Origin of the sequence: Enterococcus sp. OL5 (genome assembly GCF_006491895.1) — a bacterium.
GTDB lineage: Bacteria > Bacillota > Bacilli > Lactobacillales > Enterococcaceae > Enterococcus_D > Enterococcus_D innesii.
Genome location: NZ_VHIL01000001.1, coordinates 522,222 through 533,887, shown reverse-complemented (window position 1 = coordinate 533,887; position 11,666 = coordinate 522,222). Strand labels below are relative to the sequence as shown.

General features: G+C 42.7%; 8 protein-coding genes. 6 read left to right on the top strand and 2 right to left on the bottom strand.

Annotation, left to right across the window (positions count from 1 at the left end; genetic code table 11):
- Nucleotides 1-160 precede the first annotated feature (160 nt).
- Nucleotides 161-1,159 (bottom strand): LacI family DNA-binding transcriptional regulator, encoded by a 999-nt coding sequence (locus FJU10_RS02455; protein ID WP_140965082.1) that lies wholly within the window; start codon nucleotides 1,157-1,159, stop codon nucleotides 161-163.
- A gap of 253 nt (nucleotides 1,160-1,412) precedes the next feature.
- On the opposite strand from FJU10_RS02455, the gene FJU10_RS02450 reads away from it, so the two are divergent.
- The 4 genes from FJU10_RS02450 to FJU10_RS02435 all read left to right on the top strand — a co-directional run bounded on the left by FJU10_RS02450 (nucleotide 1,413) and on the right by FJU10_RS02435 (nucleotide 6,991).
- Complete coding sequence (locus FJU10_RS02450) at nucleotides 1,413-2,684, top strand: extracellular solute-binding protein (RefSeq protein WP_140965081.1); 1,272 nt, start codon at nucleotides 1,413-1,415, stop codon at nucleotides 2,682-2,684.
- Between the two features lie 139 nt (nucleotides 2,685-2,823).
- The gene (locus FJU10_RS02445; RefSeq protein WP_140965089.1) at nucleotides 2,824-4,059 is read left to right on the top strand and encodes a carbohydrate ABC transporter permease; all 1,236 of its coding nucleotides are present in this window, start codon (nucleotides 2,824-2,826) and stop codon (nucleotides 4,057-4,059) included.
- Nucleotide 4,060: 1 nt separating this feature from the next.
- Nucleotides 4,061-4,915 carry a sugar ABC transporter permease gene (locus FJU10_RS02440; RefSeq protein ID WP_140965080.1) on the top strand — a complete coding sequence of 285 codons (855 nt, stop codon included), beginning with the start codon at nucleotides 4,061-4,063 and terminating at the stop codon, nucleotides 4,913-4,915.
- Between the two features lie 9 nt (nucleotides 4,916-4,924).
- Entirely contained in the window at nucleotides 4,925-6,991 is a 2,067-nt protein-coding gene (locus tag FJU10_RS02435) for a beta-galactosidase (protein ID WP_140965079.1), read from the top strand.
- Nucleotides 6,992-7,073: 82 nt separating this feature from the next.
- Here the strand turns inward: FJU10_RS02435 and FJU10_RS02430 are convergent, their stop codons facing one another.
- Complete coding sequence (locus tag FJU10_RS02430; protein ID WP_140965078.1) at nucleotides 7,074-8,588, bottom strand: flavocytochrome c; 1,515 nt, start codon at nucleotides 8,586-8,588, stop codon at nucleotides 7,074-7,076.
- Nucleotides 8,589-9,159: 571 nt separating this feature from the next.
- On the opposite strand from FJU10_RS02430, the gene FJU10_RS02420 reads away from it, so the two are divergent.
- Both FJU10_RS02420 and FJU10_RS19750 read left to right on the top strand, forming a co-directional pair.
- On the top strand, nucleotides 9,160-9,882 hold the full coding sequence (locus tag FJU10_RS02420; RefSeq protein WP_140965077.1) for a metal ABC transporter ATP-binding protein: 723 nt from the start codon (nucleotides 9,160-9,162) through the stop codon (nucleotides 9,880-9,882).
- A gap of 1 nt (nucleotide 9,883) precedes the next feature.
- Nucleotides 9,884-11,641, top strand: coding sequence for a metal ABC transporter permease subunit (locus tag FJU10_RS19750; RefSeq protein WP_081118193.1), 1,758 nt, complete (start codon nucleotides 9,884-9,886; stop codon nucleotides 11,639-11,641).
- Nucleotides 11,642-11,666: the final 25 nt, after the last annotated feature.

The following is an 11,666-nucleotide window of genomic DNA, read 5'->3' as shown; positions in this document are numbered from 1 at the left end:
ATCGCTTTGTTAACACTATCGGCAAGTGGACATTGCCGCATCTTAGTGTAGTGAACATGTGGCGAAAGTAGAGGTGAAAACGAAAGAATGCTTTTTCGAATGTAAGACAATCGAAAACAGCCCCAAGAAAGTTTAGCTTTTACTACTTCTTGGCGTTTTTTTATGCTTGCGTAAAGCTTTTTCGCTCGATGAGTTCAGCCCCTAAAAGGACTGTTTTGGTGATCGCTCGAGGATGAACGATCTGATCCACCAACAAATCGATCGCGGTTTTGGCGATTTCCTCCACATCGATGTTAAACGTTGTTAGTGGGGGAGCCACAAATTTTGCGATCTCATTGTCGTTGATACTGATTAATTCCAAGCGATCAGGAATGATGATGGATCGTTCATTTAACGCTTGGAGCACACCAACTGCGATGGTGTCAGAAGCCACAAAGAGCGCCTCTGGCAAATCGTCACCAAGGGATTCCACCATTTTTTTCGCCAAACGATAGCCGGTTTCAACGGAAAAGTTGCCACCAGTAAACAAGAATGCCTCATCGAGGGCGTCTCGCTGAGCCAGCGTTTGACGGAAGATGACCTCGCGACTATCCATTTCTGCACGTTGGGTATCAGGATTTAGATAAGCACCACCAATAAAGCCGATTTTTCGGTATCCTTTTGTTAAAAATAGATCGATCGCCAGTTGCGTCATTCGATCAGTATCGGGTTTGACCGTATCGAACAGCTCTGGACAGGGGTTGATTTCCAAAAGGACGCCATAGGGACAAATGGATTTGAACTGCTGCGTTTCTTTCTCAGTGAAAGAGCCAATCCCAATAAACCCGGTGACTTCTTGCAGTGTTTCTAAAACATCATCTTCATGGGTGATCAGTTGAATTTCCAAATTGTTGATTTTCGCATATTTTTCTAAAGAGATTCGCAATTGTCGAAAATAGACATCTTGCAGCTCTTCTTGTTCTGTCAGCCAGAAAAGGACGGCGATTTTTTCTAGTGTTGTTTTTATTTTTGAGCGATCATAACCTAGTGATAAAGCGGTATGAATAATTTTTTGACGCGTATCGGCTGCGATCGACAACGATTCGTCGCCTTTCAATAATCGGGAAACAGTCGCTTGTGAAAAGCCTGATTGCTCGGCAATTTTTTTTATTGTAACCAATCTTCTTCACCTCTTTCTTCTAGTATACGCTAACAACTTTACCAAGTAAATGAATTTACTAAATATATTTACTGAATAGTGAAAGTTAATAACATAGAGGTACTTCAAAAAATATTTGTGTGATAAACCTTGATTTTATCCGTTTATTTACTCCATTGAAGAAATTAATTTAGTAAAACTATTTACATATTAAGTAAAATAATTTATTATAAACTAGAAGATAGCGTTTGCAAAATAAAGAAAAGGTGGAGAAATGATGATGAAAAAAATGTCTCGAGTTCTTTTTTTAAGTGTAGCAGCTTTAGGATTAGGTGCTTGCGGTCCACAAAGTGAAGGGACAGATAGCACTGCAGCAAATAGTGGCAGCGGTAAGGACTATGATCTATTGGTCTGGGAAGACCAAGCAAAATCAGCTGGGATTGAAGAGGCAGTCAAACAATTTGAAGAAGAACACGATGTGACGATCAAAGTGGTCGAAAAAGCCTATGGTGGACAGATCGAAGATTTACGATTGGATGGCCCCGCTGGTACAGGTGCGGATGTCATCACGATTCCTGGCGATCAAATCGGTACAGCCGTTACCGAAGGTTTGTTGAAAGAATTAACAGTCGATCAAACGCTACAAGACCTGTATACAGAATCAGCAATGCAATCGCAAATCGTTGACGGCAAAGTCTACGGCTTACCAAAAGCGGTTGAAACACAAATTTTGTATTATAACAAAGAACTAATTTCCGAAGAAGACTTGCCCCAGACAACGGATGAGTGGCTGGAGTATTCCAAGTCTGTCTTAGGTGCTGACAGTTATGGGTTACTGGCATTATGGGATCAAATTTATTACGCACAAGGTGTATTGAGCGGTTATGGCGGGTATGTTTTTGGCGAGAATGCCGATGGATCCTATGACCCTGAAGATATTGGATTAGCCAATGAAGGCGCGATCGAAGGAGCAGACTATATCCAACAATTTTATGATGCCGGTGTTTTTCCATCCGGATTGGTCGGTGAACAAGGAATCAATGTGTTGGACTCTTTATTTACGGAAGGAAAAGCTGCAGCTGTCGTCTCGGGACCATGGAACTTGTCTCCTTATAAAGAAGCGGGCATCGACTATGGTGTGAAAGAATTGCCATTATTAGGCAATGGTGAACATATGGGCTCGTTTATCGGTGTCAAAAGCTACAACGTAAGTAGCTATTCCCAAAACCCTGAATTAGCTGAAGCGTTCGTCAAATTTATCAGCAATGAAGAAAACTCAAAAGTTCGTTATGAAAAAACACAGGAAGTACCAGCGGTTGCTTCTTTGGCAGATGATCCAGCAGTTCAAGAAAGTGAAAGTGCTGCAGCCATCGCCGCTCAGTCCCAACACGCAGAACTAACGCCAGGGATCACTGAAATGAATTCCGTATGGGAACCAATGGATGCCGCATTGCAAACCATTGCTACTGGAAAGGCTGAACCGAAAACAGCTCTACCACAAGCAGTCGATCAGATCAAATCAGCCATTGCGGCAATTCAAAACTAAAAAGTCGTTACGAGGACAAACGTTTCGGATGGTGATTCAGCACTAGGAATCAAGTAATGCCGAACGAAACGTTTGTCAGCGGCTTTTTCTTACAGGGGGCGAAAATGTGAAAAACACGCAGTCGTATGCAAAACGAGCAATGCTATTCTCGATAATACCAGGATTCGGTCAATTTTATAATCGGCAAAAAATCAAAGGCGCTTTATTTTTCTTCTTTTTTGCTATGTATCTTGTCGTCTTTAAAGATTTATTTAATATGGGACTTTGGGGCATCGTGACATTAGGCGTGGAAGTGCCGAGAGACAATTCCATCTTTTTATTAGCAGAAGGATTAGTTGCCTTGATCGTCATTGGTTTTGGTCTGTTGTTCTATTATTTAAACATCCGTGATGCCTATAAAAACGGCGAATTAAGAGACAATGAGCTACCAGTCAACTCTATCCGTGAAAGCTACCAGGCACTATTAAGAGAAGGCTATCCTTATTTAATGAGTAGCCCAGCATTTTTCTTACTCGTGTTTTCTGTTATTTTTCCGATTCTCTTTAGTATCGCGTTAGCTTTTACGAACTATGATCTGTATCATTCTGCACCTGCCAATTTAGCAGATTGGGTGGGATTAGCGACCTTTAAGAAGATTTTTACTGTCGATATTTGGCGTAGTACCTTCTTCAATGTTCTAGGCTGGACAGTTATCTGGACCTTGATCGCCTCAACGTTACAAGTTTCTATCGGAATATTTTTAGCGGTGCTGGTGCATCAAAAAGAACTACGATTCAAAAAGTTCTTTCGAACGATTTTGATCCTCCCATGGGCAGTTCCAGGATTTGTTACGATCTTGGTATTTTCAGGAATGTTCAATGATTCCTTTGGTGCGATCAATAATACGATTTTGAATTTCTTCCAGATTTCACCGATTCCTTGGCTAACGAGTGCGAATTGGACCCGCTTAGCTTTGCTACTGATTCAAGGCTGGCTAGGCTTTCCGTATATTTTTATCGTGACTACAGGGACGCTGCAATCCATTCCGGATGATTTGTATGAGGCGGCGACCATCGATGGTGCTTCAGCTATGCAAAAATTCCGACGAATCACATTGCCATTACTGCTTTATGCAATGGCACCGATTTTGATTACGCAATATACGTTTAACTTCAACAATTTCAATATCATTTATCTGTTTAATTCTGGTGGACCGGCAGTTCCTGGTTCGACCGCTGGTGGTACCGATATTTTGGTTTCATGGATCTATAAGCTCACGATGCAAAATAGTCAATATGCACTAGCAGCAGCATTGACGATTCTCTTATCGATCGTCGTGATCGCGATTGCTTTATGGCAATTCCGCCGAACAAATTCATTCAAGGAGGTTGGATAACATGAAGGCAGCAAGTATGAAAAAACAAAAATTTTTCCGCCTATCCTTGACGTATCTCGTACTGATTTTTACGGTAGTGGTGATCGTCTACCCTTTACTATGGACGATCGGTGCTAGTTTTAACCCTGGGAACAGTTTAGTAAGTACGAGTCTGATTCCGACGAGTCCGACATTAAGTCACTACACGAAATTGTTTGCTGGCGACAACTCGCTTTATTATAGTCAATGGTATCTGAATTCATTGAAAATCAGTGTATGCACCATGCTTCTGTCACTGATCTTTGTCTCCATGACGGCGTATTCCTTTTCACGATTTCGTTTTACAGGCCGTAAAAATGGGTTGATGCTGTTCTTACTCCTACAAATGATCCCGCAGTTTTCTGCCTTGATCGCAATTTTTGTATTGGCGCAAATGCTCGGCTTGATCAATAGCCATTGGTTGCTGATCTTGATTTACGTTGGGGGCCAGATTCCCATGAACACGTACTTATTGAAAGGGTATTTTGACTCGATCCCGTTAGATTTAGACGAGAGTGCCAAGATAGATGGCGCAAGCAATACGCGAATATTCTGGCAAATTTTGATTCCTTTATCACGACCAATGCTGGCAGTCGTTGCCATGAATGGCTTTACTGGACCACTTGGAGACTTTGCCCTGTCTTCTGTGATTTTACGTAATCCTGAGTACTATACATTACCCATCGGGTTATACAAATTAGTCACGGATAAAATGGGAGCCAGCTATACGACTTTTGCGGCAGGGGCTATTTTGATTAGTATTCCGATCGCGCTCGTCTTTATTGCATTACAAAAACATTTTGTCTCCGGTTTGACCGCTGGTGGCACAAAAGGATAGGAAGAGAAGATGACAAGATATAACTTAGAAGAACGCTTTTTACATGGTGGGGATTATAATCCTGACCAGTGGCTAAATTATCCCGAGATCTTAGCCAAAGATTTAGAACTAATGGAAAAAGCTCATGCTAATACATTTTCCCTTGGTATTTTTGCTTGGAGTGCCTTAGAGCCAGCAGAAGGGGAGTTTCAATTTGAATGGTTAGACAAAATCATGGATGAGCTTGCCGAACGAAACAGCAACGTCATTTTAGCGACGCCAAGCGGCGCGCGTCCTGCCTGGTTGTCTAAAGCATACCCTGAAGTTCTCCGGACCAATGAAAAACGGGAAAAAATGTTACACGGCGGGCGACACAATCACTGCTTTTCTTCACCGATCTATCGTGAGAAAGTGGCGATCATCAATCGGAAATTAGCTGAACGCTACCACGACCACCCAGCATTATTAATGTGGCATATATCCAATGAGTATTCTGGAGATTGTCATTGTTCCATTTGCCAAGAAAACTTTCGTCAATGGGTCAAGCAGAAGTACCAAACATTAGCAGCCTTGAATGAGGCCTGGTGGGGACCTTTTTGGAGTCATACCATCACCGATTGGTCGCAAATCGAATCTCCTTCGCCGATCGGCGAAATGCAAGTTCATGGACTAAATCTAGACTGGCATCGTTTTGTCACCGATCAGACCATTGATTTCTATGAACATGAGATCAAAGACATTCGCCGTTTGTCTCCAGATGTGCCAATCACAACGAATTTTATGGCAGATACCCGAGATTTGATTCCCTTTTATAGCCTTGACTATGGAAAATTTGCCCAGCATGTGGATGTCATTAGTTGGGATTGTTATCCTGCTTGGCACAATGATTGGGGAACAACAGCTGATTTGGCAAGTAAGGTTGGGTTTATCAATGATCAGTACCGTAGCTTGAAAAAGCAACCCTTTTTGATCATGGAATCAACCCCTAGTGGTGTGAATTGGCATCCAGTCAATCGCACGAAACGTCCCGGGATGCATCTGTTGTCTTCTATGCAATTTATTGCTCACGGTTCAGACAGTAATCTTTATTTCCAATGGCGAAAATCAAGAGGCTCGTCTGAAAAATTCCATGGGGCCGTCGTGGACCATGACAACGACGAACAAAATCGTGTTTTTCAAGATGTAGCAGAAGTGGGGAAAGCCTTAGAAGAAATCAAAGAAATCAAGGGATTGCACAAAAAAGCCAAAGTGGCGATCATCTATGATTGGGATAACAATTGGGCGCTCAATGATGCGCAAGGTTTTGGTTTAGAGAGCAAACGCTACCCACAAACGTTGCAAGAACATTACCGCTATTTTTGGGATCATGACATCGCGGTTGATGTCATCACGAAAGACCATGACTTTGATGCTTACCAATTGATCATCGCTCCGATGCTTTACCTCTTACCAAAAGAAACTATGAAAAAATTTCAACAGTATACGAAAAATGGCGGGACACTGGTTTCCACTTATTTGACAGGGATCGTGAATGAAACGGACTTGACCTATTTAGGGGGCTGGCCCCAAGAGTTACAAGAACTGTTTGGAGTATCTGTGAAAGAAATCGATACGTTATATCCGAAACAAAAAAATCTGCTTTTAATGAAGGAGCAGCAGTACCAAATTCATGATTATTGTAGTGTTGTCCAAACAAACACTGCCCAAACGTTAGGGGTCTACGGTGCTGATTTTTATCAAGGTCAAGCTGCAGTGACCGTAAATGATTATGGTGAAGGGAGTGCCTACTATCTTGGGGGACGGACGGATCAAGCCTTTTTGGAAGACTTCTATCAAGAAGTAACACAACAGCTTCGCTTACAAAATGAGTGGGTCCGTCAAGGTTCAACGAACGTGTCGATCCAAAGTAGAGAAAGTCAGCAAGAGCAGCTCGCTCCGACCACCTATTATTTTGTGATGAATTTTTCCGAAGAAAATCAAGAAGTAGAGGTAGCAACTTCAGGAATCGATTTGCTTACTGGAAAAACGACAAACCAAAAGCTTCAGTTGGCGCCTTATGAGGTGCAGATCATCAAAGTGACAGCACCAGTTCAATAAAGACTATTGTGTCAATTATATAAGAAAAAGAAGTACTTACGTTGATGAAAAACGTGAGTACTTCTTTTTTATAGAGAGTGTTTTAATTTTCTTGCGCAAATTCGGCAGATTTTGTTCCTGCTTGGCGTCCGAAGATGATGATATCGGCAACGGCATTTCCGCCAATTCGGTTTTCACCATGCAACCCACCAGTTACTTCACCGGCTGCAAAGAGACCTGGAATGATCTCGTTATCCGTAGCGATCACTTCTGTGTTCGTGTTGATCTTCACGCCGCCCATCGTGTGGTGGATACCAGGAGCGATGGCGATGGCGTAGTAAGGTCCTGTTGACAAATCGTTGTCCATTGCGGTGCTGCGTCCAAAGGCTTCGTCTTCACCAGCAGCCACACTGCTGTTCCAGGTAGCGATCGTTTCAGCAAGCGCTGCTTCTGGCATGTCCAATTCTTTTGCCAATTCCTCGATCGTGTCAGCGGATTTGACTAATCCTTGTTGCTCGTAAAAATCAATGGCTGTTACGCGTTCTTTGACACCTGCATCAAAAACTAACGTTGCTGATTTTTCAGGCAGGGCAATGATCGCTTCAGAGACTTTGTCTCGTGTTTCCATTTCATTGAAGAACCGTTCGCCTTCTTGATTGACCAAGATCGCGCCTTCTCCACGGACAGCTTCAGTGATCAACAGTGATTTCGACTGATCCACTGTTGGGTGAATTTGAATTTGTTCTAAATCAACCGTTTGTCCGCCTAATGCTTCGATCATTTTGATTCCATCACCAGTCGAACCCTCTTGGTTCGTTGTCACGTAGTCTGCCAATTCTGGTTTGTATTCGGTGATCATGTCGAAATTGGCACCGAAACCGCCTGTTGTAACGACAACTGCTTTGGCATCAATGGTTTGTTCGGTTCCTTCCACTTCAACGGTTACCCCGTTGACTTGACCATCTTCTTCATTGATTTCTTTGACATCGGCATTTACAAAAATTGGGATTTCCAATTCATGGATGTTGCGCATCAAGCCATCAACTAAGTATTCCCCAACAGCGGAACCATCAGATGGACGGTGCGTTCTTTTTTCACTCATCCCGCCAGTCGTAGTTAAGTTGTCTAAAGTGATACCCATGGAATCTAACCAATCGATTGCTTCTGCTGAATGATCCACAAAGTAACGCAACAATTCTTCATCATTGGTGTTGTGACCGCCAGCTAATGTTTCTTCATAGAATAGATCGTTTGAATCCTCGATGCCTTCTGCTTCTTGGAATTTGGTTTCTGAAGCGTTCATTCCTGCAGAAGATTTCAATGTATTCCCACCAGAAATTGGCATTTTTTCTAAAATAACTGGGTTTGCGCCAGCTTCCTTTGCTTGGATCGCAGCGGCCATTCCAGCGCCACCCGCACCGACGATCACGACATCGTAGCTGTCTGCAAGTTCGCTAGGGTCTGTGTATTCTTGACCAGATGCAGCGGAAGTTGCATCTGTTTCTTCATTAGCAGATGAACCAGTACTTGAGCTGCTGCTTGTTTGTGAATCAGCGCCACAAGCACTCAAAGTTGCTAACGAGGTTAGGACTAATAGTGTTTGGAAAATTTTCTTCATTGTTTTTATTCCTCCTAAAACTTTTTCCAAATCAAAGACTAACATAGTTGTCATGTTATTTTTAGGTTTTGTTCGAAAAATCACATAATAATTAGAAAAGTTTAATTTATAAAGCGTTTTAGTCGTGATGAAAGGGTTTCTTGGTCATCATAAAAAAGAGTGGATTCGTGAATTTCTAGAAAAAGAACAATTATTGATTCTTTGATTTGTTTGATTTTAATCATGAAGGGAGAAAACGAAGAGGATTCGATTTGCCTCTCTTCTGTTATTGAAAAAGTACGTCACTGAGGTGCCGAGGAACGATCTCTTTTATTGAAAATAAATCAAACGCTTTGCGATCAAAAGATAGAAAAAAATTAGTGGAATCAGTATTTGTGGGCACCAATTTTTATTCAATAAATAGAGATAGAATCTTGGTTTTCAAGAACCATTGCCAAGAAATTGCGGTGTTTCTTAAAAAAATCAAGAGAACTGTCTTGCAAAACCAATCCTTTCTTGTATAATAAAAATAAGTTAGGTCTACCTAAAAAATAAATAAACTATCCTTAACTATGGAAATGGAGTGAAAATAATGATTACTTTTTCAAAGATATCCGCAGCTTATGATGGCGATCATCAAGTGATCTCGGATTTGTCGTTTCAAGTAGAAAAACCGTCGATCGTAGGGATCATTGGTCCAAATGGGGCAGGGAAGTCGACGCTGATCAAAGCGGCGTTGAAGTTGATCCCTTCCAGCGGGGACATGAGTGTCGACAAAAAAGCGTTAAAAGACTTCCAAAAGGAAATTGCCTATGTCGAACAAAAGACCGCGGTTGATTACACGTTTCCGATCACAGTCAAAGAAGTCGTATCTTTAGGCTTGTATCCTAAAATGCGCATGTTCCAAAGGATGTCGGCCAACGATTGGCAGAAAGTGACAGCTGCTCTGGCAGCGGTAGAAATGGAATCCTTTGCGGAACGTCAGATTGGGGAATTGTCCGGTGGGCAGTTTCAGCGGGTCTTGATTGCTCGAACGTTGGTGCAAGATGCCAACTATATTTTCCTCGATGAGCCCTTTGTAGGGATCGATGCCACCAGTGAAGCGATCATCGTCGGGCTGTTACGTAACTTGCGAGATGCTGGCAAGACGATTTTTATCGTTCACCATGATCTGGGGAAAATCACCGAATACTTTGATTACTTGGTTCTGCTCAATCAAACCCTGATCGCTGCGGGCCCAGTCAGTGAAGTCTTTACCGAAAGCAATTTGAAGCAAACATTTGGCGATGCGATCATCGTGAAAGGAGGCGTTTAACATGTTGACAAGTTTTTTTACCAGTTTAAGTAACTATCATTTCTTGCAAAATGCCTTGATCACGGCAGTCGCGATCGGGATCGTCGCAGGGGTGATCGGTTGTTTTATTATCTTACGAGGGATGTCCTTGATGGGGGATGCAATCTCTCATGCGGTCTTACCAGGGGTAGCCTTGTCTTATATCTTCGGTGTTCATTTTTTTGTCGGGGCGATCTTCTTTGGGATCTTGGCTTCCATGATCATTACCTATATCGCCAATAACAGCCTGATCAAAAGTGATACGGCGATCGGTATCACCTTTAGTTCGTTTCTAGCTTTAGGGGTTATCTTGATTGGGGTAGCAAACAGTTCGACTGATTTGTTTCACATTTTGTTTGGGAATGTGCTAGCGGTACAAGATAGCGACAAATGGCTGACGATCGCTATCGCTATCCTTGTGCTGGCAGTGATCATCCTTTTCTTCCGTCCACTGTTGATCACGTCTTTTGATCCGATGATGGCTAAGGCTTTTGGGATGAAAGTGCAAGCCTATCACTACTTATTGATGTTCTTGTTAACTTTGGTTTCAGTGACAGCGATGCAAAGCGTCGGAACGATCTTGATCGTGGCTTTATTAGTCACTCCAGCAGCAACGGCTTATTTATATACAAAACAATTGAAGCATATGATGGTCATCGCAGGGATTTTAGGTGGTTTTGCCTCATTTATCGGCTTGTTTATCGGGTACAGCTTTAATATTGCCGCAGGGTCAAGTATCGTTTTGACCGCAGGAGCCTTTTTCGTGATCGGTTTCTTGTTCTCACCAAAACAAAAGACCAGTCCAGTCAAGCGCTGGTCAGCGACAGCGGTTTTAGCAACAGCAGCGGTAGCCGGCGGCTTCTTTTTGGCACAGCAAAACGGACAGATGGCCCAAACAGAAGGGAAGCTTTCAGTAGTAGCGACCAATTCGATCATTGCTGATATTACGGAAAACATTGCCGGTGATCGAATCGATCTTCACAGTATCGTACCGGTGGGGCGTGATCCTCATGAGTATGAACCTTTAGTGGAAGATGTTCGAAAAGCGACCGATGCTGATCTTATCCTTTACAACGGCTTGAATCTAGAAACCGGTGGCAATGGCTGGTTTACCAAATTGATGAACAATGCCAATAAGGTAGAAAATGAAGATTACTTTGCCGTCAGTGATGGCGTGGATGTGCTTTATCTTTCTGATGATGAAGACCACAGCAAAGCCGATCCTCATGCCTGGTTGAATCTAGAAAACGGCATGATCTATGCCCGCAACATCGCTCAACGCCTGAGCGAAAAGGACCCTGACAATCGCTCTTTCTATGAAGAAAACCTTGAACGCTACTTGGCTTCATTAGAAGAACTGGATCAGCAAGCGAAGGAAAACTTCCAATCGATTCCCGAAGAGAAGAAATTGATCGTCACCAGTGAGGGAGCCTTCAAATACTTCTCCAAAGCCTACGGTGTACCGTCTGCCTATATTTGGGAAATCAATACCGAAGAAGAAGGTACCCCTGCGCAAATCAAAAACTTAGTGGATCAGCTGCAAAACTCAGCCGTCGCTTCCTTGTTTGTCGAAAGCAGCGTCAATACTCGTCCAATGCAAAGTGTTTCTCGTGATGCAGGCATCCCGATTTTCGGAACCGTCTTTACCGATTCGATTGCAGAGCCGGGAGAAGAAGGCGACAGTTACTATAACATGATGAAGTGGAATCTCGATACGATTTATCAAGGCTTGAATCAATAATGCAAATAACATCCTTAGCTCGTTC

What these genes read in the sequence shown, in the direction of transcription:
- FJU10_RS02445 (WP_140965089.1), top strand. Translation starts at nt 2,824, where the DNA reads ATGCTATTCTCGATAATACCAGGATTCGGTCAATTTTATAATCGGCAA.
- FJU10_RS02435 (WP_140965079.1), top strand. Translation starts at nt 4,925, where the DNA reads ATGACAAGATATAACTTAGAAGAACGCTTTTTACATGGTGGGGATTAT.
- FJU10_RS02440 (WP_140965080.1), top strand. Translation starts at nt 4,061, where the DNA reads ATGAAGGCAGCAAGTATGAAAAAACAAAAATTTTTCCGCCTATCCTTG.
- FJU10_RS02420 (WP_140965077.1), top strand. Translation starts at nt 9,160, where the DNA reads ATGATTACTTTTTCAAAGATATCCGCAGCTTATGATGGCGATCATCAA.
- FJU10_RS19750 (WP_081118193.1), top strand. Translation starts at nt 9,884, where the DNA reads ATGTTGACAAGTTTTTTTACCAGTTTAAGTAACTATCATTTCTTGCAA.
- FJU10_RS02430 (WP_140965078.1), bottom strand. Translation starts at nt 8,588, where the DNA reads ATGAAGAAAATTTTCCAAACACTATTAGTCCTAACCTCGTTAGCAACT.
- FJU10_RS02450 (WP_140965081.1), top strand. Translation starts at nt 1,413, where the DNA reads ATGATGATGAAAAAAATGTCTCGAGTTCTTTTTTTAAGTGTAGCAGCT.